At 73.1% G+C, this 25,488-nt stretch carries 25 protein-coding genes; 20 read left to right on the top strand and 5 right to left on the bottom strand.

What is annotated here, in order from left to right; translation table 11 throughout:
• Positions 1-116 precede the first annotated feature (116 nt).
• The 4 genes from MM438_RS07570 to MM438_RS07555 all read left to right on the top strand — a co-directional run bounded on the left by MM438_RS07570 (position 117) and on the right by MM438_RS07555 (position 4,235).
• On the top strand, positions 117-506 hold the full coding sequence (locus MM438_RS07570; RefSeq protein WP_241451883.1) for a YraN family protein: 390 nt from the start codon (positions 117-119) through the stop codon (positions 504-506).
• Positions 503-2,023, top strand: a complete 1,521-nt coding sequence (locus MM438_RS07565) for a YifB family Mg chelatase-like AAA ATPase (protein WP_241451882.1) — start codon at positions 503-505, stop codon at positions 2,021-2,023. Before MM438_RS07570 ends, MM438_RS07565 begins: the two co-directional genes overlap by 4 nt.
• Complete coding sequence (gene dprA / locus MM438_RS07560; protein ID WP_241451881.1) at positions 2,020-3,237, top strand: DNA-processing protein DprA; 1,218 nt, start codon at positions 2,020-2,022, stop codon at positions 3,235-3,237. Before MM438_RS07565 ends, dprA begins: the two co-directional genes overlap by 4 nt.
• Positions 3,238-3,329: 92 nt before the next feature.
• On the top strand, positions 3,330-4,235 hold the full coding sequence (locus MM438_RS07555) for a tyrosine recombinase XerC (RefSeq protein ID WP_241451880.1): 906 nt from the start codon (positions 3,330-3,332) through the stop codon (positions 4,233-4,235).
• Positions 4,236-4,240: 5 nt separating this feature from the next.
• Here the strand turns inward: MM438_RS07555 and MM438_RS07550 are convergent, their stop codons facing one another.
• Complete coding sequence (locus tag MM438_RS07550; RefSeq protein WP_241451879.1) at positions 4,241-4,786, bottom strand: peptidoglycan DD-metalloendopeptidase family protein; 546 nt, start codon at positions 4,784-4,786, stop codon at positions 4,241-4,243.
• Between the two features lie 153 nt (positions 4,787-4,939).
• Here MM438_RS07550 and MM438_RS07545 point away from each other — a divergent pair, with 153 nt between their 5' ends.
• Positions 4,940-5,830, top strand: coding sequence for a DUF3152 domain-containing protein (locus tag MM438_RS07545; protein WP_241451878.1), 891 nt, complete (start codon positions 4,940-4,942; stop codon positions 5,828-5,830).
• Here MM438_RS07545 and MM438_RS07540 read toward each other — a convergent pair.
• Positions 5,821-7,011 carry an aminotransferase class I/II-fold pyridoxal phosphate-dependent enzyme gene (locus tag MM438_RS07540; protein WP_241451877.1) on the bottom strand — a complete coding sequence of 397 codons (1,191 nt, stop codon included), beginning with the start codon at positions 7,009-7,011 and terminating at the stop codon, positions 5,821-5,823. The two genes, MM438_RS07545 and MM438_RS07540, sit on opposite strands and share 10 nt — an antisense overlap.
• 299 nt (positions 7,012-7,310) lie before the next feature.
• On the opposite strand from MM438_RS07540, the gene rpsB reads away from it, so the two are divergent.
• The 6 genes from rpsB (at position 7,311) to rlmN (ending at position 12,704) form a co-directional block, all read left to right on the top strand.
• On the top strand, positions 7,311-8,165 hold the full coding sequence (rpsB, locus tag MM438_RS07535; protein WP_241451876.1) for a 30S ribosomal protein S2: 855 nt from the start codon (positions 7,311-7,313) through the stop codon (positions 8,163-8,165).
• Between the two features lie 57 nt (positions 8,166-8,222).
• Complete coding sequence (gene tsf / locus MM438_RS07530) at positions 8,223-9,050, top strand: translation elongation factor Ts (RefSeq protein WP_241451875.1); 828 nt, start codon at positions 8,223-8,225, stop codon at positions 9,048-9,050.
• Positions 9,051-9,182: 132 nt separating this feature from the next.
• A complete protein-coding gene (pyrH, locus tag MM438_RS07525; protein ID WP_241451874.1) occupies positions 9,183-9,938 on the top strand; it encodes a UMP kinase in 756 nt (251 codons plus the stop codon).
• Positions 9,939-10,031: 93 nt separating this feature from the next.
• Entirely contained in the window at positions 10,032-10,589 is a 558-nt protein-coding gene (frr, locus tag MM438_RS07520) for a ribosome recycling factor (protein WP_241451873.1), read from the top strand.
• A gap of 20 nt (positions 10,590-10,609) precedes the next feature.
• Complete coding sequence (locus MM438_RS07515) at positions 10,610-11,506, top strand: phosphatidate cytidylyltransferase (RefSeq protein WP_241451872.1); 897 nt, start codon at positions 10,610-10,612, stop codon at positions 11,504-11,506.
• Positions 11,507-11,528: 22 nt separating this feature from the next.
• A complete protein-coding gene (gene rlmN / locus MM438_RS07510) occupies positions 11,529-12,704 on the top strand; it encodes a dual-specificity RNA methyltransferase RlmN (RefSeq protein WP_241451871.1) in 1,176 nt (391 codons plus the stop codon).
• Between the two features lie 107 nt (positions 12,705-12,811).
• Here rlmN and MM438_RS07505 read toward each other — a convergent pair whose 3' ends face one another.
• Together MM438_RS07505 and MM438_RS07500 are read right to left on the bottom strand one after the other, a co-directional pair.
• Positions 12,812-13,399, bottom strand: a complete 588-nt coding sequence (locus MM438_RS07505; protein WP_241453355.1) for a DedA family protein — start codon at positions 13,397-13,399, stop codon at positions 12,812-12,814.
• Positions 13,400-13,518: 119 nt separating this feature from the next.
• On the bottom strand, positions 13,519-14,574 hold the full coding sequence (locus MM438_RS07500; protein WP_241451870.1) for an LOG family protein: 1,056 nt from the start codon (positions 14,572-14,574) through the stop codon (positions 13,519-13,521).
• A gap of 237 nt (positions 14,575-14,811) precedes the next feature.
• On the opposite strand from MM438_RS07500, the gene MM438_RS07495 reads away from it, so the two are divergent.
• The 7 genes from MM438_RS07495 (at position 14,812) to MM438_RS07465 (ending at position 22,420) form a co-directional block, all read left to right on the top strand.
• Entirely contained in the window at positions 14,812-15,225 is a 414-nt protein-coding gene (locus MM438_RS07495) for a hypothetical protein (RefSeq protein WP_241451869.1), read from the top strand.
• A gap of 86 nt (positions 15,226-15,311) precedes the next feature.
• Positions 15,312-17,216, top strand: coding sequence for a propionyl-CoA synthetase (locus MM438_RS07490; RefSeq protein ID WP_241451868.1), 1,905 nt, complete (start codon positions 15,312-15,314; stop codon positions 17,214-17,216).
• Between the two features lie 240 nt (positions 17,217-17,456).
• Positions 17,457-18,674 (top strand): polyamine ABC transporter substrate-binding protein, encoded by a 1,218-nt coding sequence (locus MM438_RS07485; RefSeq protein ID WP_241451867.1) that lies wholly within the window; start codon positions 17,457-17,459, stop codon positions 18,672-18,674.
• Positions 18,674-19,969 (top strand): ABC transporter ATP-binding protein, encoded by a 1,296-nt coding sequence (locus MM438_RS07480; RefSeq protein WP_241451866.1) that lies wholly within the window; start codon positions 18,674-18,676, stop codon positions 19,967-19,969. Before MM438_RS07485 ends, MM438_RS07480 begins: the two co-directional genes overlap by 1 nt.
• Entirely contained in the window at positions 19,966-20,811 is an 846-nt protein-coding gene (locus MM438_RS07475; RefSeq protein ID WP_241451865.1) for an ABC transporter permease, read from the top strand. The genes MM438_RS07480 and MM438_RS07475 overlap by 4 nt, the downstream gene beginning before the upstream one ends.
• On the top strand, positions 20,808-21,644 hold the full coding sequence (locus MM438_RS07470; RefSeq protein ID WP_241451864.1) for an ABC transporter permease: 837 nt from the start codon (positions 20,808-20,810) through the stop codon (positions 21,642-21,644). Before MM438_RS07475 ends, MM438_RS07470 begins: the two co-directional genes overlap by 4 nt.
• 359 nt (positions 21,645-22,003) lie before the next feature.
• A complete protein-coding gene (locus tag MM438_RS07465) occupies positions 22,004-22,420 on the top strand; it encodes a hypothetical protein (RefSeq protein ID WP_241451863.1) in 417 nt (138 codons plus the stop codon).
• A 127-nt stretch (positions 22,421-22,547) separates the two neighbouring features.
• Here MM438_RS07465 and MM438_RS07460 read toward each other — a convergent pair whose 3' ends face one another.
• Positions 22,548-22,736, bottom strand: coding sequence for a hypothetical protein (locus MM438_RS07460; RefSeq protein WP_241451862.1), 189 nt, complete (start codon positions 22,734-22,736; stop codon positions 22,548-22,550).
• Positions 22,737-22,815: 79 nt separating this feature from the next.
• Between MM438_RS07460 and dxr the strand changes: the two genes are divergently transcribed.
• Both dxr and MM438_RS07450 read left to right on the top strand, forming a co-directional pair.
• Positions 22,816-24,120, top strand: a complete 1,305-nt coding sequence (gene dxr / locus MM438_RS07455) for a 1-deoxy-D-xylulose-5-phosphate reductoisomerase (RefSeq protein ID WP_241451861.1) — start codon at positions 22,816-22,818, stop codon at positions 24,118-24,120.
• Positions 24,117-25,472 (top strand): M50 family metallopeptidase, encoded by a 1,356-nt coding sequence (locus tag MM438_RS07450; RefSeq protein ID WP_241451860.1) that lies wholly within the window; start codon positions 24,117-24,119, stop codon positions 25,470-25,472. Before dxr ends, MM438_RS07450 begins: the two co-directional genes overlap by 4 nt.
• Positions 25,473-25,488: the final 16 nt, after the last annotated feature.

Genomic DNA, 25,488 nt, shown 5'->3' with positions numbered 1-25,488 from the left:
TCGTCGCGGTCCCCCGGGACTGTCCACAGGCGCGATGGGACGTCCGTCCCGACGGTGCGGGCCGCGTCACCCTGGAGCCCCCGGTCATGGTGGCCGGGCGGAGGTCGAGGTGGACGATGGGTGCTGGGACGGGGCCTGCGCGGCATCGCGCGGTCGGTGAGTATGGCGAGAAGGTGGCGGCGCGCCACCTGGAGGCGTGCGGCCTGCGGGTGGTGGACCGCAACTGGCGGTGCGACCTGGGCGAGGTCGACATCGTGGCGGTGGCCCCCGGCGAGCCGCCGACCCTGGTGGTGTGCGAGGTCAAGACCCGCACGTCGACAGCCTTCGGCGGGCCGCTCGACCAGGTGACCCTGCGCAAGGCCGCCCGCCTGCGGCGGCTCGCCGTCCGCTGGCTGCAGGCGCATCCCGAGGTCACGTCTCCGCACGTGCGCGTGGACGTGGTCGGGGTGACGGTGCCTCGGACGGGTGCGGCGCAGGTCGAGCACCTCGAGGCGGTGCTGTCGTGAGCATCGGCCTGACCCGCGGAGTCACGCTGGACGGGCTGGAGGGGCTGGTCGTCGACGTCGAGGCGGACGCCAGCCCGGGGCTGCCCGCCCTGACGGTGACCGGGCTGGCCGACGCGACCGTCGGCGAGGCCAAGGACCGGATCCGCGCGGCCACCGCCAACGCCGGCGTGCCGCTCCCCAGCCGGCGGCTCACCGTCAACCTGTCTCCGGCCTGGCGACCGAAGGCCGGCTCCTCGCTCGACCTGCCCATGGCCATCGCCCTGCTGGCGGCCGACGGCCAGGTCCCGCGTCGGGTGACCGAGACCGTGCACCTGGGCGAGCTGTCGCTGGACGGCAGCATCAAGGCCGTCCGAGGCGTGCTGCCGGCGGTGCGGGCTGCGGTGTCCGAGGGCCGCACCCGGGTCGTCGTGCCGGCGGCGAACCTGAGGGAGGCGGCGCTCGTGGAGGGTGCCGACGTGCGTGGTGCCTGGCACCTGGCCGAGGTGGTGGCCTTCCACCGGGGGCAGGGGACCCTGACGACCGGGGCGGACGAGGAGGAGCCGATGCCGAACGAAGCGCCGGACCTCGCCGACGTCGTGGGGCAGACCCAGGCGCGGTTCGCCCTCGAGGTCGCAGCCGCCGGGGGTCATCACCTGCTCCTGTGCGGGCCGCCGGGAGCCGGGAAGACCATGCTCGCCGAGCGCCTCCCGGGGCTCCTGCCACTCCTCCCCGACGACCACGCCCTCGAGGTCACCGCCATCCAGTCGGTCATGAGCGCGGACGCGGCCCCGCTGGGGCTGGTGCGCCGGCCGCCCTACCGTGCCGTCCATCACGGAGCCTCGATGGCCTCGCTCGTGGGGGGCGGGATGGGGCACCCGGTGCCGGGGGCGGTCACGGCGGCGCACCGTGGGGTGCTCTTCCTGGACGAGGCCCCCGAGTTCGCGACCAATGTCCTCAACGGCCTGCGCCAGCCGCTGGAGGCGGGGTGCGTGACGGTGGGTCGGGCACGCCGCACCACCACCTTCCCGGCACGCTTCCAGCTCGTCCTCGCCGCCAATCCCTGCCCCTGCGGCCGGGCCGTCGGCAAGGGTCTGGCCTGCGACTGCACGCCGCTGCAGCGACGCACCTATCTGTCGCGCCTGTCCGGGCCCCTGCTGGACCGCATCGACCTGCGGCTCACGGTGCCGGCGGTGACCAGCCTGCACCGGGTCGACACCGAGCCGGAGCCGAGCGCCGCCGTCGCGGGGCGGGTCGCCCGGGCACGGGCGGCTGCCGCGGACCGCGCGGCCGGCGAGCCCTGGCGCACCAACGGCGAGGTGCCCGGGCGAGCCCTGCAGCACGGTGCCTGGCAGATCCCGGGGCCGGCGCTGCGCTCCCTGGACGCCGCCCTCGAGCGGGGGGCGCTGACCTTGCGGGGCTACGACCGGATGCGGCGCGTGGCGTGGACCATCGCGGACCTCGCCGGTCACGACGTGCCCACCCGCGACGACGTGGACCAGGCCCTGACCCTGCGCCAGGCCGAGGGGATGGCGGCATGACCCCGGGTCGGCTCCCGCAGGACGACCGGGCCGCGCGGGCGCTGTGGAGCCGCGTGGCCGAGCCCTGTGACCGCCGCGTGCTCGCGCTGCTCGACTCCTGCCGCGGGGATCACGCCGATGCGCTGGAGGCGCTGGCTGCCAGCCGGGACGCGCGCCACCAGCCCCTGCAGGCCAGGCTGCGCGACGCCGACCCGGCGCGCGACCTCGACCTCGCCGAGCGGTGCGGGGCCCGACTCGTCGTCCCCGGCGACGCCGAGTGGCCCTCGGGGCTGGACGACCTGGGGCGGCTCGCCCCCGCCTGCCTGTGGGTGCGGGGTCCCGCCCCGCTGCACCTGGCGCTGCGCCGGTCGGTGGCGCTCGTCGGGTCGCGGGCGGCCACGGCGTACGGCGAGCACGTGGCGCGCGAGCTGGCCGTGGGCCTGGTGGGGAGGGCCTTCGGCGTGGTGTCGGGTGCAGCCTTCGGCATCGACGCGGCGGCCCACCGCGGCGCCCTCGGGTCGGACGGGACGACGGTGGCGGTGCTGGCCGGCGGAGTCGACCGGCCCTATCCGGCGGCCCATGCCCGGCTGCTCGAGCTGGTGGCCGAGACCGGCGCGGTGGTCAGCGAGGTGCCCCCGGCGTGCGCCCCGACCCGCTCGCGGTTCTTGCAGCGCAACCGGCTCATCGCGGCCCTGACCGACGGCGCCGTCGTGATCGAGGCGGGTTATCGCAGCGGCGCCTTGAGCACCCTGCGCCACGCGGTCTCGCTGGGGCGACCCGTCGGTGCCGTGCCGGGCCCGGTCACCTCCGCGGCGAGCGCCGGGTGCCACCAGGCGATCCGGGACGGAGCCGCCCTGCTCGTGACCGACGCGGCCGAGGTCGCGGAGCTGTGCGGGCGGATGGGGGAGGACCTGGCTCCCGAGCCTCGCGGGCCGGAGTCCGAGCGGGACCAGCTGGCTCCTGTCGACCAGGCCCTCCTGGATGCCCTGCCGTACGCCCGGGGCAGGGCGCTGGAGGGCGTGGCCCGGCGAGCCGGTCTGCCGCTCGCCGAGGCTCGGGCCGCCTTCGGTCGGCTCGTGATGCGCGACCTCGCCGAGACCGACGAGGGCCTGTGCCGGCTGAGCGGCCGGGTGCGGTCCGAGCGGCTGCAGGCGGGCCGGCGCCGCCGTGAGCTCGTCGAGGCCCGGGCCGCGGACGGCGAGGTCGACGCGCCTCGCCTGGACCTCGCCCCCTGATCGAGGGGGCGACCCGGACCTGACGGACCAGCCGGCGGCGCGTCGGCGGCCGGGTGCGCGCGGGCCCCAGGCGGTCTTGGGAGGGTGGCTCCATGGCGCCCGACCCCCTGGACGAGTTCGCCCGGCACCTGCTCGTGGAGCGCGCCCGCTCGGAGCACACCGTGCGGGCCTATGTCGCAGACCTGCGGCACCTGGACGGCTATGCCCGGGAGGTGGGGGCCGGCGGTCTGCTCGCGCTCGCGCTGCCGGACCTGCGCGCCTGGCTCGCCCGGCACGCCGAGGCGGGCGCGGCGCGCTCCACGGTCGCCCGTCGTGCGGCGGCGGCGCGGTCCTTCTACGCCTGGGCCACCCGCCGCGGGCTCGTCACCGAGGACCCGGCCGCTCGGCTCGCGGCGCCTCGTCGTCGGCGAACCCTCCCGGAGGTGCTCGACCGGGGTCACGCGCAGGCCATGCTCGACGCGGCGGCCGCGCCCCGGGAGCAGCCCGACGACCCGCTCCGGCTCCGGGACCTGGCGATGCTGGAGCTGCTCTACGCCACCGGGGTCCGCGTGAGCGAGCTCGTCGGCCTGGACGTCGACGACGTCGACCCCGCGTCCCGGACCGCCCGGGTCCTGGGAAAGGGTGCCAAGGAGCGCACGGTGCCCTACGGGGTCCCCGCCGAGCGGTCGCTGGCGGCCTGGCTCGAGCGGGGCCGCCCACAGCTGGTGACTGACGCGAGCGGGCCGGCGTTGTTCCTCGGGCGCCGGGGCCGCCGGGTGGATCCGCGCCAGGTCCGGGAGGTGGTGCACCGGGCGGTCGCCCAGGTGGAAGGCGCGGGCGACCTGGGCCCGCACGGCCTGCGGCACAGCGCTGCCACCCACCTGCTCGACGGGGGGGCGGACCTGCGGGTCGTGCAGGAGCTGCTGGGCCATGCGAACCTGTCGACCACGCAGATCTACACGCACGTGTCCGTCGATCGGCTGCGACGGGCCTACCAGCAGGCGCACCCCCGCGCCTGAGGCCCTCACCGCAGGGGGAGCAGCACGATCTCCGGCGGCGCCAGCAGGCTCATCGGGTCGAGATAGTTCTCGCCCTGGAGCGCACCCCAGTGCAGGCACCCCTGCGGGCAGTGCCCGGGCCCGGCCAGCGTGCCGAGGAGCTCTCCGGCCGCCACGGTCCGTCCGACCGACACCACCGGCCGGACGGACTCGTAGGTCGTCCGGATCCCGGTGTGGTCCACCGCCACCACCGGACGGCCCGCCACCTTCCCCGCGAAGGCCACGACGCCGGCTCCCGCCGCACGCACCTGCCCGTCGACCGGCAGGGCCAGGTCGACGCCACGATGACCGGGCGACCACCGGTGCGCCGGGGCGACGAAGGGGTGGAGCACCACCGGCGGCGTCACCGGTGACACCCATCTCGTCCGAGCCACCGGGGGCGCGGGGGCGGTGGCGGCCACCGGCGGCGTCGGCAAGGAAGTGCCCGGGTCGGCGGTGCGGGCGGGCGCTACCAGCGGAGCCAGCCCGAGGACGAGGGGGAGGATCGTGAGCAGGGGAGCGGGGATCGGCATACCCCTGAGCCTGGACCCCGGACGCCGGGACCGTCCTGGTGCCGGCGCCTCCTGTGGACGAGCACGTCCGGACCGTGGGTGTTCCTTCTCGTCTGGGGACGAAGCCCCTTCCACCGGAGAGGAGTACGCAGGAGCGTCGCCTAGGGTGTGGGCGTGCGCGAGTCTCGACATCAGGTGCCCAGCCACGGCCGGCACGAGGGGCTCCCGCCGGTCCACCGGTCCGGTCGGCGGTGGAGCACCCGCCGGCGCCGCCGCTTCCTGCGAACCCTGGCGGTCACGCTCGTCCTGCTCGTCGGCGTGCTGGGGGCATGGACCCTGCGGCCTCGCCCGGCGAACCAGGCAGCCGCTCCCGCCCCGAGCACCTCGTCGCCCGTCCCCGCACCACCGTCTCCCACGACCGCGTCCTCCCGGGCCACCCCCGCTCCCTCGACCCCGACCCCGACCAAGGGCGCCGACGACGACCAGGGCGGCTCCCACGGGGTGTATGGCGACATCTCGCCCCACGTCCCGCAGCACGGCCGGGGCACGTTCACGACGCTGGCGAGCCGCAGCGCACCGTCGACCGCTCCGGGGCGCGTCGTGACCTACTCGATCGCCGTGGAGGACGGGCTGCCGCAGGACGCCGAGGCGTTCGCGACCGCGGTGGCCGCCACCCTGCTGGACCCGCGGGGATGGCAGGGGGCCGACCACGTGCGGTGGGTCGGTCTGTCCCCCCAGCAGGTGGCAGCCGGGATCCGGCCGCAGATCCGCGTGGCCCTCGCCAGCCCGGGGACCGTGGACGCGGGCTGTCGACCGCTGCGGACGAACAGCGTCGTCTCGTGCTTCAACGACGGAACGGCCTGGATCAACGCCCAGCGCTGGGTGACAGGGGCCTACACCTACGGCAAGGACCTCGCGCGCTACCGCATCTATCTCATCAACCACGAGGTGGGGCACGGCCTGGGCCACGGGCACGTCGGCTGTCCGGGCCCGGGACGGCCGGCGCCGGTGATGCTGCAGCAGACCAAGACCCTGCAGGGCTGCGTGGCCTGGCCCTATCCCTGAGCCGGCAGCAGCTCGCGGGCGCCCGGCCCTCGTCGGGTGAGGCGGCGCACCGCCTCCTGCAGGACCGGCTCCTGCTTGCAGAAGGCGAACCTGGCGAGGGTCCGGGCCTCGTGGTCGTCGCTGTGGAAGACCGCCACCGGGATGCCCACGACGCCGAGGTCCTGCGCCATCGTGCGGGCGTCCCGGGCGGCGTCGCGCCAGCCGAGCGGGGCGAGGTCGGCCACCACGAAGTAGGTCCCCGCAGGCATGCTGACGGGCAGGCCCGCGTCGCGCAGCCCGGTGACCAGCAGGTCCCGGCGCCGCTGCAGACGGGAGGCGACCTCCTGGACGCGCTCGTCGGGCAGGGCGAGGGCGGCGGCGACGCCCAGCTGGAAGGGCGCGGCGTGGGCGAAGGTGAGGAACTGCTTGACCTGGCGGATGCCGGCGACGGCGTCGGGGGGCCCGGTGAGCCAGCCGACCTTCCACCCGGTGGCGGAGAAGGTCTTGCCCGCCGACGAGATGGTGATGGTCCGTCGTGCCATGCCGGGCAGGGTGGTGATCGGGACGTGATCGACACCGTCGAAGGTGAGGTGCTCGTAGACCTCGTCGGAGACGACCCAGGCGTCGTGCTCCTGCGCGAGGTCGGCGATCGCCTGCAGCTCGGTGGTGTCCAGGACCCGCCCGGTGGGGTTGTGCGGGGAGTTCACGAGCACGACGCGGGTGCGGGACGTGAAGGCCGCGCGCAGCTCCTGCGGGTCCAGCCGGAAGTCGGGGAAGCGCAGCGTCACCGGGCGCGCCACCCCGCCGGCCAGGGCGATGCAGGCGGCGTAGGAGTCGTAGGCCGGCTCGATGACGACCACCTCGTCGCCCGGGCGGACCAGCGTGAGCAGGCAGACGGCGACCGCCTCGGTGGCCCCGACCGTGACCTGCACCTGGTCGGTCGGGTCGAGGTCCAGCCCGTACCACCGTCGTTGGTGCTCGGCGATCGCCTCCCGCAGCACCGGCAGACCGGCCGCGGGCGGGTACTGGTTGGCCCCCTCGTGGATGGCGCGGGCGGCGGCCTCGAGCATCTCGCCAGGACCGTCCTCGTCCCGGAAGCCCTGACCGAGGTTGACGGCGTCGTGCTCCTGGGCGAGGCCCGTCATCTCGGCGAAGATCGTGGTGCCGAAGGATGCGAGGGCCGGGTGCTGGGGGAGCGGCATACCGCGGAATGTAGCGCGGCGGCCGGCGAACGCCACCCATCCGTCCAGGGACGATCCGGTATGACGATTAGGAGGGCCCCGGTCGGAGCCGTACCATGGCAGGACGGGAGATGTGCCTGCGCGCACGCTCCCGAATTCGCGCGCCTTCTCGCCGGAGGTCACCCGTTGGGGTGAGCACCGGGGCGCACCACGGCAGTCCGGGGACACCCGGCGGGGTGCGTACGCAGGCGCCAGGCACGGCCGCGGCACCCGTCGTCGGTCGTGGGTAACTGACAACGACAAGAGAGCGAGACCTCGGCATGGCCGTCGTCACCATGCGCCAGCTCCTCGAGAGCGGCGTCCACTTCGGGCACCAGACCCGTCGCTGGAACCCCAAGATGAAGCGCTTCATCCTCACCGAGCGCAACGGCATCTACATCATCGACCTGCAGCAGTCGCTGACCTACATCAACGACGCCTTCGAGTTCGTCAAGGCCACCGTCGCCCACGGCGGCACGGTGCTCTTCGTCGGCACCAAGAAGCAGGCCCAGGAGCCGGTCGCCGAGCAGGCCACCCGCGTGGGGATGCCCTACGTCAACCACCGTTGGCTCGGCGGCATGCTGACCAACTTCCAGACGGTCTCCAAGCGCCTCACGCGCCTCAAGGAGCTCGAGGAGATCGACTTCGACGACGTGGCCGGCTCCGGTCGCACCAAGAAGGAGCTCCTCGTCCTCAAGCGCGAGAAGGACAAGCTCGAGAAGACCCTCGGCGGCATCCGGAACATGGCCAAGGTCCCCTCGGCCGTGTGGATCGTCGACACCAAGAAGGAGCACCTCGCCGTCGACGAGGCGCGCAAGCTGGGCCTGCCGGTCATCGCGATCCTGGACACCAACTGCGACCCCGACGAGGTCGACTACAAGATCCCGGGCAACGACGACGCCATCCGCTCGGTCACCCTGCTGACCCGCGTGATCGCCGACGCCGTCGCCGAGGGCCTGGTCGCCCGCTCCTCCGGCCGCTCGTCGAGCGAGGAGTCCACCGGCGCCGAGCCGCTGGCCGAGTGGGAGCGCGAGCTCTACGCCGAGGCCGCCGCCGAGCAGCCCGCAGCACCCGCCGAGGCCCCCGCCGAGCAGGCCACCACCGAGGCCGACGCGACTCCGGCCCCGCAGGCCTGAGCCCCAGCAGTCACCGCACGCGTACACCCACCACCTGCGTAGAAAGTAGCTACGAACATGGCTAACTACACCGCTGCTGACATCAAGGCGCTCCGCGAGAAGACCGGCGCCGGCATGCTCGACGTCAAGAAGGCCCTGGACGAGGCCGACGGCGACCAGGCTCGCGCCACCGAGATCCTGCGCGTCAAGGGCCTCAAGGGCGTCACCAAGCGCGAGGGTCGCGCGACCTCCAACGGTCTGGTCCGCGCCCACGTCGACGGTGGCGTCGGCACCCTGGTCGAGGTCCTCTGCGAGACCGACTTCGTCGCCAAGGGCGACAAGTTCGGCCAGCTGGCCGACACCGTCCTGCAGGCCGCCGTGGACGCCAAGGCCGCGGACGCCGCGACCCTGCTCGCCCACACCGTCGACGGCAAGACCGTCAAGGAGCTGCTGGACGAGGCCAACGCCACCATCGGCGAGAAGATCGAGGTCAAGCGGGTCGCCCGCCTCGAGGGCGAGAAGGTCACGTCCTACCTGCACAAGACCAGCCCCGACCTGCCCGCGCAGATCGGTGTCCTGCTGGTGACCGAGGGCGGCGACGAGTCCGTGGCCCACGACGTGGCGCTGCACATCGCCGCGTTCTCCCCGAACGTCCTGTCCCGCGAGGACATCGACGCCGAGACGGTCGCCAACGAGCGCCGCATCGCCGAGGAGACGGCGAAGGAGGAGGGCAAGCCCGAGGCGGCCCTGCCCAAGATCGTCGAGGGCCGCGTCAACGGCTTCTTCAAGGAAAACGTCCTGCTCGAGCAGGCCTTCGCCAAGGACGCCAAGAAGACCGTCGGCAAGGTCCTGGAGGAGGGCGGCGCCACGGCGAAGTCCTTCGTCCGCTACCGCGTCGGCAGCTGATCCACACCGGCGACCACCGTCGTCGAGCACCCCGGGCCCGGCCCACCCTCGTGGTGGGCCGGGCCCGGTCGCAGTATGAAACACTGAACCCTGGCCGACGATCCGGCCACGAGCCCGTGACGAGGAGCCGACATGACCGCAGCCACCACCCGCCCCGAGCCCCAGGCGCCCGACGGGAACCGCGGCTATCAGCGCGTCCTGCTCAAGCTCTCGGGCGAGGTCTTCGGCGGCGGCAAGGTCGGTCTGGACCCGGACGTCGTGCGTGGCATCGCCCGACAGATCGCCGAGGCCGTGCGCAGCGGCGTGCAGGTCTGCGTGGTCATCGGCGGCGGCAACTTCTTCCGCGGCGCCCAGCTGCAGGAGAAGGGCATGGACCGCTCCCGCGCCGACTACATCGGCATGCTGGGCACCGTGATGAACTGCCTGGCGCTGCAGGACTTCCTGGAGAAGGAAGGCATCGAGACGCGGGTCCAGAGCGCGATCGAGATGACCCAGGTCGCCGAGCCTTACATCCCGCGCCGCGCGATGCGACACCTGGACAAGGGCCGGGTCGTGATCTTCGGCGCCGGCGCCGGCATGCCGTACTTCTCCACCGACACGGTCAGCGCCCAGCGGGCCCTGGAGACCCGGTGCGACGCCGTCCTGATCGCCAAGAACGGCGTCGACGGGGTGTACGACGCCGACCCGCGCACCACGCCGACGGCCAAGCGCTATGACACGCTGTCCTACGCCGAGGCGCTCTCGCGCAACCTCAAGGTCGTCGACGCGGCGGCCTTCAGCCTGTGCATGGACAACAAGCTGCCGATGATCGTCTTCGGGATGGAGGGCGCGGGCAACGTCGCCGCCGCCGTCCGCGGGGACCGCATCGGCACGCTCGTCACCGCCTGAGACACCCGCGGGTCTGCGGGTGACCCCGTGCGGCCCGGAGCCAGATCTGCCCCGTATTTTTCTTCGCCATACCGAAAGACGCTGGAGGACACCATGATCGACGACATCATGCTCGAGGCCGAGGACAAGATGGACAAGGCCGTCGAGGTCGCCAAGGAGGACTTCGCGGCGATCCGCACCGGCCGGGCCAACCCCGCCCTGTTCCAGAAGATCATGGTCGACTACTACGGCGCCCCGACCCCGCTGCAGCAGCTCGCCTCGATCCAGGTCCCCGAGGCCCGCATGGTCCTGATCACCCCCTTCGACAAGGGTGCGGTCCGCGACGTGGAGAAGGCCCTGCGCGCGTCCAGCCTGGGGTTGAACCCCTCCGAGGACGGCGGTGTCCTGCGGATCAACCTCCCGGAGCTGACCCAGGAGCGCCGCAAGGAGTACATCAAGATCGCCCGCGAGAAGGGCGAGCACGCCAAGGTCTCGATCCGCAACGTGCGTCGTCACGCCAAGGACCAGCTCGACAAGCTCGTCAAGGACGGCGAGGTCGGCGAGGACGACGGCAGCCGCGCCGAGAAGGAGCTCGACGGCCTGACGAAGAAGTACACCGACCAGGTCGACGTGCTGCTCAAGGGCAAGGAGTCCGAGCTGCTCGAGGTCTGAGCCAGCTGGTGCGGACGACCATGACGACGCCCGACCTCCCGCACGCCCGCGAGGGCTCGCGCCTGCAGCGCAGGATCCAGCGAGCCCTCGCGGACGCGCGTCGAGCCCGCACGCCCGGCAAGGCGGGCCGAGACCTGCCCGCCGCCATCGGCGTCGGCGTGGCCCTGGCGGCCGCCATCGTGGGGACCCTGGTGTGGGACCCACGGGCCTTCCTGGCCCTGGTGGCCGTGGCCATCGTCATCGGCATGACCGAGGTCGTCCGGGCCGTGCGCAACGGCCACGTGCGGGTCCCGGTGATCCCCACCGTCGTGGGCGGGCTCGCGATGCTCCTCAGCGCGTATGCCGGTGGGCCCCGCGCCCTCACCCTCGCCTTCACCGTGACCCTGGCCGTGGTGGTCGTTTGGCGGACCCTGCTGGGAATCCGGGACGCGATGCGCGACGTCGGGGGAGCGGCGCTGACGCTGGCCTACGTCCCGCTCCTCGCGAGCTTCTGCATCATGCTGCTCGCCCAGCCCTCGGGCGAGCTCAAGGTGGTGACCTTCATCGCCGTGACGGTGTTCAGCGACATCGGCGGCTATGCCGTGGGCGTGCTCAAGGGAAGGCACCCGATGGCGCCGTCGGTCTCGCCGAAGAAGTCCTGGGAGGGCTTCGCCGGGTCCATGGTGACCTGCATGGTCGTGGGGGCCGTCTGCGTGGGGTGGCTGCTCCAGGCGCCCTGGTGGGCGGGACTGCTGCTCGGGGCGGGCGCCTGCGTGACGGCGACCGTGGGCGACCTGTGCGAGTCCGTCATCAAGCGCGACCTCGGCATCAAGGACATGGGAGACATCCTTCCCGGCCACGGCGGGATCATGGACCGGCTGGACTCGCTGCTGCTGACGGCGCCGATGTGCTGGCTGGTCATCACCTATCTGGTGTGAGGGCTGCGACAATGGGGGGGCGATGAGTGACTCCCAGCCGCAGGACCTGCCCACGCCGACGACCCGACCCGAGCCGGGCCGGCTGACTTTCGACGCCCCGCGCCGCGGCAAGCCTCCGGTCCACCTGGCCGACCTCGCCCCGGCCGACCGCAAGGCCTGGCTCACCGAGCTGGGGCACCAGGGCTTCCGGGCCCGGCAGCTGAGCGTGCACTACTTCGACCGGTTGGTGACCGACCCGGCGGACATGCCGGACCTGCCCAAGGCGCAGCGGGAGGACCTGGTCGCCCAGGCCCTGCCCCGGCTGCTCACCCCGGTGACGACCCGCGTCGCCGACGGCGGCCTGACCCACAAGAAGGTCTGGCGGCTGCACGACGGCGCGCTCGTGGAGTCCGTGGTCATGCGCTATCCGGGCCGGGCGACGATCTGCATCTCCAGCCAGGCCGGCTGCGGGATGAGCTGCCCCTTCTGCGCGACCGGCCAGGGCGGGCTGCAGCGCAACATGAGCACCGCGGAGATCGTCGAGCAGGTCGTCGGCGCCGCCCGGGCGCTGCGGGCGGGAGAGCTCGGACCGATGCCCGAGGGGGACGAGGGGCCCTTGCGGGTCTCCAACGTCGTGTTCATGGGGATGGGGGAGGCGCTGGCCAACTACCGGCCGGCGGTCGACGCCATCCGCCGTCTCGTCGACCCGACCCCGGACGGCCTGGGCATGAGCGCTCGGGGCATCACCATGTCGACGGTCGGGCTGGTCCCGGGCATCGACCGCCTGGCGGGGGAGGGGATCCCGGTCACCCTCGCGCTGTCGCTGCACGCCCCCGACGACGAGCTGCGCGACGAGCTGGTGCCGATCAACACCCGGTGGAAGGTCGACGAGGCCCTGGACGCGGCCCGGCGCTACTTCGAGGCCACCGGGCGACGCGTCTCGATCGAGTACGCCCTGATCAAGGACGTCAACGACCAGGCCTGGCGGGCCGAGCTGCTCGCCGACAAGCTCGTCGCCCTTGGCGGGACGGGCTGGGTGCACGTCAACCCGATCCCGCTCAACCCCACGCCGGGCAGCCGGTGGACGGCGAGCCGCAAGGGGGTCGAGCAGCAGTTCGTCGAGCGGCTGCGCGGGCGCGGCATCTCCACGACGGTCCGCGACACCCGGGGCCAGGACATCGACGGCGCCTGCGGGCAGCTCGCGGCCGCGACCGCCTGACGCGCACCACCGGGCCCGGGCCCGGGCCGCGCCGGACCGACAGGCGGCACCGGCCGCGGCGCCACGCTGCCGCGGTGGGTGGAGCGGAGCCCGCGCCAGGCGTCGCGTCAGGCGTCGCGTCGGTCTGCCCGTCGTGCCCCCAGCCGCTGCCAGACCCACCGAGCGACGAGGACGACGAAGAAGGCCACCAGGGCGTGCTGGAACCACCCCGCCCACCGCTCGATCCGAGACCACTGGGTGCCCAGGGCATAGCCCCCCACGATCAGCGCGGAGTTCCACACCAGCGAGCCGGCGGTCGTCAGCAGGCAGAACAGCACCAGCGGCATCCGCTCCACCCCGGCGGGGACGGAGACCATCGAGCGCACCATCGGCACCATCCGCCCGAAGAAGGTCACGGTGCGCCCGTGCCGCTCGAACCACGCGAAAGCCCGGTCGATGTCGTGCACGTCCACCAGCGGGATCCGTCGGGCGACCGAGGTCAGTCGGGCCCGGCCCAGCGCGGCGCCGGCCCAGTAGAGCAGCAGCGCGCCGATCAGCGACCCCAGCGTGCTCCAGCCGATCGCGGCCCACAGGGTCATCCCGCCGCGATGGGCGGTGAAGCCCGCGAGGGGCAGGATCAGCTCGCTCGGGATCGGTGGGAAGACGCTGTCCAGGACGGTGGCGATCATGGCCCCGGGCCCGCCCAGGGTCTCCATGAGCCCCACGGCCCAGTCGGTGACGGTCGACCCGCCGCCGGCTGCGGGGCCGGCTGCGGGGCCGGTGGCGGGTGCGCCGGCGAGGGTGGGTGCGCTCGGCAGGACGGTGGTGACGGTGGTCAGGGCGATCTCCTCGGGTCGTGGTCTCCCTGGGGTGACGTCCGGGGGACCCGGGATGTTCCGGATCCGGCCGGCGGCGGCTCCGGGGACGGCGCCAGCAGCGGGGCGACCTCGTCGACGTGGTCGACCAGGCGGATCTGCCCGCCCATCTCCCGGCCCGCGCCGAGGGCCTGCAGCAGCGGCCAGACGGGCAGCGTGTCGGTCCACTGCGCCCGGTCGACGAGCACCAGCGGCAGGGTGGCCCCGGCGGGGGCGTAGTAGAGCCGGGTCGACAGCTGGAAGACCTCCTGGACGGTGCCGGCGGCGCCCGGGAGCACCACGACGCCGTCGGTGCAGCGGGCGAGCAGCAGGTCCTCCCGCAGCGCGTTGGAGAAGAACTTCGCGACCTGCTGGGCGAAGACGTTGGGCGGCTCGTGCCCGTAGAACCAGGTGGGGATGCCTACGCTCGACATCACGGTCGCGGGTGGCCAGGACTGCCGTATGCCGAGAGCCAGGCGGGCCCAGTCGGACACGGACGGCTGGAAGCCCGGCACCCGGCCCAGCCGGCCCAGCGCCGCGTCGAGAGCCGCCGCGTCGGGGGCGGCCGCGCCGAGGTTGGCGGCCTCCATGGCCCCGGGGCCGCCACCGGTGAGGACCACCGTCCCGGACCGGGCCAGGGCGTGGCCGAGCCGCGCCGCGTCGGCATACTCCGGGGTGCCTCGCGAGACCCCGTGGCCGCCCATGACCCCGACGATCCGCCGATCCTCGAGCAGCTCGTCGAGGGCGTCCTCCATGGCGTCGTCGTGCAGCGAGCGCAGGACGGCGACGTAGGGGTCGCCCGCGAGCGCCGCGTCCTGGGACCAGGCATAGGCCAGGGCGTCGGGCGTCCGGTCGTAGCCCGCGTCGAGCCCGGCGTAGAGCTCCTCGGGGGTGTAGAGCGCGGAGCGGTAGACGTCGACGGGTGCATCGGCGACGGTGGGGAAGACCACCGCCCCGGCCCGGACGAGGTGCTCGGTGAGGGCCTCGGTGCGGGCGCCGCCGAGCACCACGAGCCCGCTGAGATCGTCGCGTCGCATGAGGGATTCGCTGCAGCGAGTAAGATCGACCGACTGCAGCCGGACACCCTGGAGCGGCAGGCCCTGGTCGAGGAGCATGGTCAGTCTGCGCGTATCAGAGATCTCCACCAGGTCATCATGTCCGACCACACGGGTGATGTTGCCGTCGGTCCTGCCACCCGGGGGCAGACGGATGCGCTCCCGCAGTGATGTAGTGGCTCCGTCGCCTCCTCGTCCGGTCTGCAAAGGAATATCTCTATGCCTCGTCGCTCCACCCTCGTGGCCGCCGCCGCTTCCTCGCTCCTCGCCATGAGCGTGGGCCTGTCCGGTCACGCCACTGCCTCGTCCGCCGCGCCGACCCGCACCGTCGCCGCCGTGCGCCAGGTTCCCGTCTCCCGCGCGACGGTGTCCAAGATCTACTGGGCCATCGCCACCGACCGCTCCATGCGTGGGTGGAAGCGCGCCGACTGGCGCGTGCAGCGCGTCCAGGTCGTCTCCGGCGGCTGGGCCCGCGCCACCGTCCACGCCACCAAGGGCCAGACCGACGACGCGGTCGTCGTGCTGCGCATGGTCAACGGCCGCTGGACCGTGGCCGACCTCGGCACCGCGCAGGTGGGCTGCGGCATCGCTCCCGCCGCGGTGCTCAAGGCTCTGCACCTGGGCGGCTGCTGACCGCTCGCCGCACCCAGCGGTCCGACGACCGCACCAACGCCGTGTCCCGGTGGCCCAGGCCACCGGGACACGTGTTGTATGTATCCATGAGCAAGGGTGCTTACGCAGCGGCGTACGACAAGAGCAGGCAGGACCCCACGGCCTTCTGGGCCGAGGCGGCCGCGGACATCGACTGGATCACCACACCGTCGGAGGTGCTGGACGACTCGAGGGCGCCGTTCTACACCTGGTTCCCGGACGGGCGCCTCAACGTCTGCTACAACGCGCTGGACCGTCACGTCGTCAAGGGCCGCGCGGACCAGCCTGCGCTGCACCACGACTCGCCCGTCACCGGGACGAGGCGCACCTACACCTACGCCGAGCTGCTCGACGAGGTCGCCCGCTTCGCGGGGGTGCTGCGGGACCTGGGCGTCACCAAGGGCGACCGGGTGGTGGTCTACATGCCGATGGTTCCGGAGGCGGTGATCGCCATGCTGGCGTGCGCGCGCATCGGCGCGATCCACTCGGTGGTCTTCGGCGGCTTCGCCCCGCAGGAGCTCGCCGCCCGCATCGACGACGCGGCGCCCAAGGTCGTCGTCAGCGCCAGCTGCGGCATCGAGCCCAAGCGCGTGGTGAAGTACAAGCCCTATCTCGACGAGGCCATCCGCCGGGCCGAGCACAAGCCCGAGCACTGCGTCATCCTGCAGCGCGAGCAGGAGCCCGCGCAGATGGGGGAGCGGGACCTGGACTGGGCCGAGGTGATGCGCCCGGGCGTGGTGCAGCCGGCCGAGTGCGTGCCCGTCGAGTCCGCGCACCCGCTCTACATCCTCTACACCTCCGGGACGACCGGGAAGCCCAAGGGCATCGTCCGCGACTCCGGCGGCTATGCCGTGGCACTGCGGTGGTCGATGCCCCACCTCTACGGCGTGAACCCGGGCGACACCATGTTCACCGCGTCCGACGTCGGGTGGGTGGTCGGCCACTCCTACATCGTCTATGCCCCGCTGCTGACCGGCGCCACGACGATCGTCTACGAGGGCAAGCCCGTGGGCACCCCCGACGCCGGGGCCTTCTGGCGGATCGTGCAGGACTATGGCGCGAGCGCGCTCTTCACGGCACCGACGGCCTTCCGGGCGATCAAGAAGGACGACCCGGAGGCGATGCTGCTCGCGGACTACGACATCTCCTCGCTGCGGACCGTCTTCCTGGCCGGCGAGCGGCTCGACCCGGACACCTACCACTGGGCCCACGACAAGACGGGCAAGCCGGTGGTGGACAACTGGTGGCAGACCGAGACCGGCTGGCCGATCGCGTCGAACCCGCGCGGCATCGAGGACCTGCCCGTGAAGCCGGGTTCGCCCTCGACCGCGGTGTGCGGCTACGACGTGCAGGTGCTCGACGACCAGGGCCGGCCGGTGCCGCCGGGCACCGAGGGCGCGATCGTCATCAAGCTGCCCATGCCGCCCGGCACGCTGCCGACGCTGTGGCAGGACGACGAGCGCTATGTGTCCAGCTACCTGTCGGCCTTCGACGGCTACTACCTCACCGGTGACGGCGGCTACATCGACGAGGACGGCTACATCTACGTCATGGGCCGCACCGACGACGTCCTCAACGTCGCCGGCCACCGCCTGTCCACGGGGGCCATCGAGGCGGCCCTGGCGGGCCACCCCTCGGTTGCCGAGTGCGCGGTCATCGGCGTCGCCGACTCCTTCAAGGGGCAGATCCCGCGGGCTCTGGTGATGCTCAAGTCCGGGGTGGACGCCTCGACCGAGCAGGCCCAGGAGCAGCTGCGCAAGGAGCTGGTGCAGCGGGTGCGCGAAGAGGTCGGCGCCGTGGCCGCGCTCAACCGCGTGGACATCGTGGACGGGCTGCCCAAGACGCGATCCGGCAAGATCCTGCGCAAGACCATGCGGCAGATCGCCGACGGCCAGGAGGCCCAGGTGCCCTCCACGATCGAGGACCGCGGCGTCCTCGACGCGCTCACGGCGGTGCTCCAGCGCAAGCAGTGACGCGGACCTGGGCCGTCACCAGCAGTCATCACCGATCGTGGAGAGACGTCACGATCAGGCGCGGGGCCGATCGCCATACGGGTGGTCGGCCCCGCCGCTGAGGCGACCCCGGGCGGACCGGCAGGCCAGGTCCGCGACACGCTGCTAGCCTCTGGCAGGTTGCCTGGCGGTCGGACCGACGACGGCCGGGCCGACGTGTCTTAGCCCGGCGCCCGCCCGGGCCCAGTCGGAGGTCCTTTATTGCGCGCTCGCCCCCACCCGGCCGTGGCCGGCAGCCCGACCCACCAGCACCGCACCCGCCCCTCGATCACCCGGCGGGGACTTCTGGGATCGGCCGCAGGGGCAGCCCTCCTCGCCGCGTGCGCCCCGCCAGAGCCGCCCGCGTCCGTCCGCACCACCCGGGCCCTGCCCGCCGACCGCTCGGCCACCGACCGGGTCGTGCGCTTCGCGAACTGGACGCAGTACCTCGACCAGGACGAACGGACCAGGCGTTTCCCGACCCTGGACGCCTTCGTCAGAGCCACCGGGATCCGCGCGACGTACGTGGAGGAGATCGACGACAACGACCTCTACGTCAACAAGATCGCCCCCCAGGTCCGCGCCGGCCAGGACATCGGCCGTGACCTGGTCGTGCTCTCGGACTGGATGGTCAACCGGGTGATCGCCCAGGACCTGGTCCAGCCGCTCGAGCTGATCCGGATGCCCCACGCCGGCAACGTCCTGCCCGCCCTGATGGACGCCCCCTTCGACCCCGGCCGCCAGCACTCGCTGCCGTGGCAGTCGGGTCTGACCGGCATCGGCTACGACGCCAGCAAGGTCCGGCCCCTCGAGGCGGTGGCCGACCTCTGGCGCCCCGACCTCAAGGGCAAGGTGGTCGCCCTGTCCGAGTGGCGCGACACCCTCGGGCTGATCATGCGGGCCCAAGGCGTCGACCCGGCCAAGGCCTTCGGCCACGACCAGGTCACCGCCGCCGTCGAGGTCGTCGACCGGCAGCTGAGCAGCGGCCAGATCCGCCGGGTCAAGGGCAACTCGTACGTCGAGGACCTCAAGAGCGGCAACGCCCTCGCCGGGATGGTGTGGAGCGGCGACATCGCCACCCTGCGCGCCGAGACCGGCAACGAGCACTGGACCTTCGTCGTGCCCGACTCGGGCGGGATGCTGTGGAGCGACAACGCCATCATCCCGGCCACCAGCCCGCACCGCCGCAACGCCCAGCGGCTCCTGGACTGGTACTACCAGCCGGAGATCGCCGCCCAGGTGGCCGCCTGGGTGAGCTACATCTGCCCCGTCGCAGGCGCCCAGAAGGCCATGGAGAAGGTCGACCCCGAGCTCGTGGCGGACCCGCTGATCTTCCCGACCGCGGACTTCCTCGCCACGCAGACCAGCGTGTTCCGCGCGCTGGACCCCCAGGAAGAGGCGGACTACGCCGCGATGTGGACCAAGGTGGTGGGCCAGTGATGCTCCGACGCACCCGACAGCCGGAGGCGGCCGCCCCCCGCGGCGAGGACGGCCCGACCGGCGACCTGCGCCTGGTGGGGCTGACCCGACGCTTCGGGCGGCACACCGCCGTCGACGGGCTGGACCTGGTCGTCCCGCAGGGCACCTTCTTCGCCCTCGTCGGCCCCTCCGGCTGCGGCAAGACCACCACCTTGCGCATGGTCGCGGGCCTGGAGCAGCCGGACGAGGGAAGGGTGCTCATCGGCGAGCGCGACGTCACCGCGCTGCGTCCCCACCGACGGCCCGTCAACACCGTCTTCCAGTCGTACGCGCTCTTCCCGCACCTGTCCGTCGCCGACAACGTGGCCTTCGGACCGCGCCGGCGCCGGCTGCCGCGCGAGGTCGTCGCCGAGCAGGTGCGCGAGGCCCTCGCCCTGGTCGAGATGGGTGGTATGGCGGACCGACGCCCCGCCCAGCTGTCCGGCGGCCAGCAGCAGCGGGTCGCCGTGGCCCGAGCCGTCGTCAACCGTCCCGAGGTGCTGCTCCTCGACGAGCCGCTCGGCGCGCTCGACCTCAAGCTGCGCCGCCAGATGCAGGTCGAGCTCAAACGGCTGCAGTCGGCCACCGGGCTGACCTTCGTCCACGTGACGCACGACCAGGAGGAGGCCATGAGCATGGCCGACTCGGTGGCGGTCATGCGCGACGGGCAGATCGAGCAGCTGGGCGCCCCCGCCGAGCTCTACGACCTGCCGCGGACGAGCTTCGTCGCCAACTTCCTCGGCCAGTCCAACCTCGCCCCGGCCAGGGTCGTCGGCGCCGAGGGCGACCTGCTCGTCCTCGAGCTCGCCGGCCAGCGGGTGCGGGTGCTGCGCTCGCGCACCGCGGCGCAGGACGCCCGTCGCGTGCTGCTCGGCGTCCGCCCGGAGAAGGTCCGCGTGGTGGCCGCGGGCGACAAGGTCCGCAAGAAGTCCGTCGCCAACGCCCTCACCCGCGCCACCGTCCGCGACGTGTCCTTCACCGGGGTCGCCACGCAGTACCTCGTCGACGTGCCCGGCGCCGGCGCGTGGACGGTCTACGAGCAGAACGTCGACGTCGAGAGCACCGCGCGACCCGGCGACCAGGTGACCATCGCGTGGGACCTGCGGCACAGCTTCACGCTGCCCGGGGACGACGACCCGCTGGCCGGCCTGTCCGCCGACGTCGTCGACCTCGCCGAGATCGCCGCCGAGGAACGAGCGTCGTCCGACCTCGGGGCCGGCCCCGGCGGGGCCACGGTGGGCGTCGCGCCGCGCGGCGCGGGGGACCCGCGCTCGTGAGCAGGCGCTCGGCATACCTGCTGGTCCTGCCCGGGATCCTGTGGCTGGCGGTGTTCTTCGTCGCCCCACTGGTCCAGCTCGCGAGCGTCAGCCTGCAGTCGGACTACCCGGGCCACCCGGGGTACTACTACCGGGACGTCAACGTGGGCAACTATGCCCACGCCCTGACGACCTTCGCCCCCCAGCTCGGCCGGTCCTTCCTGCACGCGGCGCTGGCGACCCTGCTGTGCCTGGTCCTGGCCTTCCCGCTCGCCTGGACCATGGTCTTCCGGGCCGGTCGGTGGCGGGGCCTGCTCATGGTGCTCGTGGTGGCGCCCTTCTTCACGTCGTTCATCCTGCGCACCGTGGCCTGGCGGCAGATCCTCGCCGACGACGCGCCGCTCGCCCGGGGACTGCGGGCGCTGCACCTGCTGCCCGGCGGGCACCTCACCGAGACCTGGGTGGCCGTCGTGCTGGGGCTGACCTACACCTTCCTGCCGTTCATGCTGCTGCCGCTCTACGCCTCCCTGGAGCGCGTCGACCCGGCCCTGATCGCCGCCGGGGGCGACCTCTACGCCACCCCGTGGCAGACCTTCCGGCTGGTCACGGTCCCGCTCGCGATGCCCGGCATCGTCGCCGGGACGCTGCTGACCTTCATCCCGGCGGCGGGCGACTACGTCAACGTCGACCTGCTCGGCGCGGATCGCGGCACCTCGATGGTCGGCAACGCCATCAACGCGGAGTTCTTCCGCGTCATCGGCGGCTATCCCACCGCCGCGGCACTGTCGTTCACGCTCATGGCGCTGATCCTGGCGCTCGTCACCGGCTACGTGCGGCGCTACGGCACCCAGGAGCTGGTATGAGCCCCGCGCCCCGCCCACGCCCGGGGAGCGCGACCCGCACCCCGCGCCGCGCCGCCGACCTGGTGGTGCCGGCCGTGGCCGGGCTGGTGCTCGCCTACCTCTTCCTGCCGATCGCCTACACCTTCGTGTTCTCGTTCAACTCCTACACGAAGTCCAACATCTCCTGGTCCGGTCGACCCACCCTCGACCACTGGCGCGACCCCTGCGGCGCACCGGGCGTGTGCGAGGCCCTCGGCACCTCGGTGCAGGTCGGGCTGGTCGCCACGGCCGTCGCCACCGTGCTCGGCACCATGCTCGCGCTCGCACTGGCCCGAGGCCGGTTCCGCGGGCGCGGGCTCGTCGAGCTGCTCGTGCTGCTGCCGATGGCCACGCCCGAGGTCGTGCTGGGGGCCTCGCTGCTGACGATCTTCGTCCAGGGCTTCGCGCGCGCGGGGCTCCAGCTGGGCTGGTGGACGGTGGTCCTCAGCCACGTGATGTTCTGCCTGAGCTTCGTGGTCGTCACGGTGCGGGCGCGGCTGCAGTCGCTCGACCCGCGGCTGGAGGAGGCGGCCGCCGACCTGTATGCCGGGCCGTGGGCGACCTTCGCCCGGGTGACGCTGCCGACGATCCTGCCCGGGGTCGCCGGGGCGGCGCTGCTGTCCTTCGCGCTGAGCTTCGACGACGTGATCATCACGACCTTCGTGTCGGGGGAGGTGCAGACCTTCCCCACGTACGTCTACACGGCCTACCTGCGCGGGATCCCCGCCGAGGCCAACGTCATCGGGATCGCGATGTTCCTGCTCGCCGTGGTCTGCGTGGTCGGGGCGCAGACGCTGGGGCGCCGCCGCGGCTGAGCCGACACGGCCTACCTCCGCCTCGCGGAGCGCCCCGGCCACGCGCCAGCCCCGATCGCTCGACACCCGCCCCGAGCCGCCCATCCGGTCACACCCCGGCCTCTTCCCGCCCCGCTCAGCTCGACCCCGCGCGGCTCGACCCCGCTCAGCTCCTCGGGGCCAGGCTGGCCCCGGAAGGTACGTTATGCGGCCTCTTTGAACGTGCCACGGGGCCTGCCTGGCCCCAGGTGGCCGGGTGGCCGGGTGAGGGGGGAGCCGGGTGGCCGGGTGGGGGGGGAGCCGGGTGGCCGGGTGACGGGGGAGCCGGGTGGGGTGGACGCCCGGCATACGACCGGCGGAGCTGGGGTAACCGGGAAGGCATGACCGACAACACCGCTCCCACCCTGACCGACGAGCAGCGCGAGCAGATCCGCAACGGCGCGTTCGGTGCCATCGCGCTGGTGTCCAAGGCCGACCCGGGCTTCCTGTCGATGTTCCGCGAGTCCATGGCGGGCTCCCAGGAGCTCGCCGCCGCTCCCGCCGACGTGCGCGAGCTGCTGGCCGGCACCGGCGGTCTGCCCAAGCCGCCCACCGGTTCCCCGGAGGAGGTCGAGGCCCGGGTGCTCGCCGACCTGCAGGCGGCGATGACCGCTCTGAGCACCGCCGCGCCGGCCCAGGCGCAGGGTTACCGCCAGGTCGTCCTCGCCGCCTGCGCCAAGGTCGCCGATGCCGCCGACGGCGTGGCCCCCGCGGAGCAGGCCGTGATCGACAAGATCGGCGCGGCGCTGCAGGCCTGACGCCCGGCCGCTGAACAAGCCGCTGCCGCCGGCACCACGGACGAACCCTGGGCGAGAGCCCGGTCGATCCTGGTGCCGGCGGCAGCAGTCGTGCGCGTGGCCGGCGGCGGCCCGTCGACGACCCGCGTCAGCCCTTGGGGGTGGTGCCGGCCGCCGCGTGCGCCGCGGCCACCTTGCGCCGGCGCTCCCTGATCAGGTTGTCCTTGGGGTCGTTGTCCGGGTCGAGCTGCGCGGGACCGAAGACCGACACCCCCAGGTAGCGAAGCTGCCACATGATGCGGTAACCGAGGCTGAGCCCGGTGTTGTCCTTGGCCATGGTCGGGAGGACCTTCTCTCTGGGTCGATGGCGTGCTCGTGAACCACGCACCACCCTAGTCCGCCCTGCTGTCCCGATGATGGACACTGGCCCCGTGACGCAGACCTCATCGAGCCCCCACGTCCTGCCCGAGGGCCACCGCACCGTGGCGCTGCTCGGCTCGACCGGCTCCATCGGCACCCAGGCGATCGACATCGTCACCCGCAACCCGGACCGCTTCACGGTGACCGCGCTCTCCGCGGGAGGCGGGCAGCTCGACCTGCTCGCCCGGCAGGCGGTGCTGCTGCGGGCCGAGCTGGTCGGCGTCGCCCGCGGGGACGCCGACCAGGTGCGGGCCGCGCTGCGGTCCGCGGCCGATGAGGCGGGCCTTCCGGCATACGACCCGCAGGTCGTGGTGGGCGAGCACGCCTCCACCGAGGTGGCCGCGCACGGCGCCGACGTGGTGCTGAACGGGATCACCGGCTCCATCGGGCTGCGGCCCACGCTGGCGGCCCTGGAGGCGGGCAGCACCCTGGCCCTGGCCAACAAGGAGTCGCTGATCGTCGGCGGCCCGGTCGTCACCCGGGCCGCGGCACCCGGCCAGATCGTGCCCGTCGACTCCGAGCACAGCGCCCTGGCCCAGTGCCTGCGCGGCGGGCGCGCCGAGGAGGCCCGGCGGCTCGTGGTGACGGCGAGCGGCGGTCCCTTCCGCGGTATGCCGAGGGCGGTGCTGGCGCAGGTCACGCCCGAGCAGGCCCTGGCCCACCCGACCTGGGACATGGGCCGCGTCGTCACCACCAACTCCGCCACCTTGGTCAACAAGGGGCTCGAGGTGATCGAGGCGCACCTGCTCTTCGGGATCGGCTTCGACCGGATCGAGGTCGTGGTGCACCCGACCAGCGACGTGCACTCCATGGTGGAGTTCACCGACGGGTCCACGCTGCTGCAGGCGAGCCCGCCCACCATGCTCATCCCGATCGCGCTGGGGCTCGCCTGGCCGGACCGGGTGCCCGGCGCCGCGCCGGCCTACGACTGGAGCGTGCCGCGAACCTTCGAGTTCCAGCCCCTGGACCGCGAGGCCTTCCGGGCCGTGCCGCTGGCCTACCGCGTGGGGGAGGCGGGGGGCACCTATCCCGCGGTCTACAACGCGGCCAACGAGGAGTGCGTGGAGGCCTTCCACGACCGGCGGATCGGCTTCCTGGACATCGTGGACACCGTGGAGCGGGTCGTGGACGAGCACAACGCGGGCGACGAGACGGTCGGCAATCTCGGGAACAACCCGGTCGATCTGGACGTTGTGGCTGTGCTGCGGGCCGAGCGCTGGGCGCGCACCCGCACCCGCGAGATCCTGGGGCTCGCGCCGCACCACGGCTGCCCCGACCCGACCGGCAAGGAAACCGCATGACCGTGCTCTCGACGATCCTCGGCATCCTCTTCGTCGCTGTCGGCGTCGGAGCCTCGATCGCCCTGCACGAGATCGGGCACCTGCTGCCTGCCAAGACCTTCGGCGTCAAGTGCCCGCAGTACATGATCGGCTTCGGGCCGACCGTGTGGGCCCGGCGGCGCGGCGAGACGGAGTACGGCCTCAAGGCGATCCCGCTCGGCGGCTACGTCAAGATGATCGGCATGTTCCCGCCCAAGCGAGCCGGGGAGGACGAGCGCCACCTGCGGCCCTCGGGCACCGGGCGGGTCGGCGCCCTCATCGACGACGCCCGCGCCCAGTCGATGGAGGAGATCCAGCCGGGCGACGAGAACCGCGTGTTCTACAAGCTGCGCACCTGGCAGAAGATCCTGGTGATGACCGGCGGCCCGCTGATGAACCTGCTGATCGCCACCGTCCTCGTCGGCGGGGTGATGGTGGGCTACGGCATCCCCGTGGACCGCGGCGCTCGCGTCGGGTCGATCCAGCAATGCGTGCGCCCGGCGGGTGCCGACACCACCACCCCGTGCACCGACCAGGACCGGCCGACCCCGGCGGTCCAGGCCGGCATCGAGCCCGGTGACCGGCTGCTCTCGGTGGCGGGCAGGCCGATCGAGCGCTCCACCGACGTGTCCGCGTCGCTGCGGCCCCGCGCCGGACAGGCCACGCCGGTCGTCGTCGAGCGCGACGGCCAGCAGCTCACCCTGACCGTCACCCCGATCACCCATGCCCTGCCCAAGCTCGACGCCGACGGCGCGGTGGTGGAGGGACCCGACGGCAAGCCCGTGCTGGAGCAGACCGGCTTCGTCGGTATCGCTCCCGCCCGGGTCTACCGGCGGGAGCGTCAGCCCGTCACCGCCGTCCCCGGGGCCGTCGGGGACGCCGTCGCCCAGACCGCGGGGGTCGTCGTGAAGATCCCGCAGAAGATGGTGGGCATCGCGCAGGCGGCCTTCGGCTCCGGCGAGCGCGACCCCAGCGGGCCGATCTCCGTCGTCGGCGTCGGACGCATCGGCGGCGAGGTCGCCAGCGGACAGATCGCCGGGCTCGGGGGCGTCGGGTCCCGCCTGATCACCCTGATCTCGCTGATCGCCTCGCTCAACGTGGCGCTGTTCGTCTTCAACCTCGTCCCGCTCATGCCGCTCGACGGCGGGCACGTGGCCGGCGCTGTGTGGGAGGGGCTGCGCCGGCAGGTCGCCAAGGTCGCGGGCCGCCCCGACCCCGGTTATGTCGACATCGCCAAGGGCCTGCCGATCGCCTACGCGATGTCGCTCGTCCTGATCGTCATGGGCGGTCTGCTGATCTACGCCGACATCGTGCGGCCGGTGAAGCTCGGCTGAAGCCGCCACCCGAGGC

Source organism: Arsenicicoccus dermatophilus (genome assembly GCF_022568795.1).
GTDB classification, from domain to species: domain Bacteria; phylum Actinomycetota; class Actinomycetes; order Actinomycetales; family Dermatophilaceae; genus Arsenicicoccus; species Arsenicicoccus dermatophilus.
The sequence above is the reverse complement of the archived record's forward strand: the minus strand, read 5'-3'. Positions and strand labels throughout refer to the sequence as shown.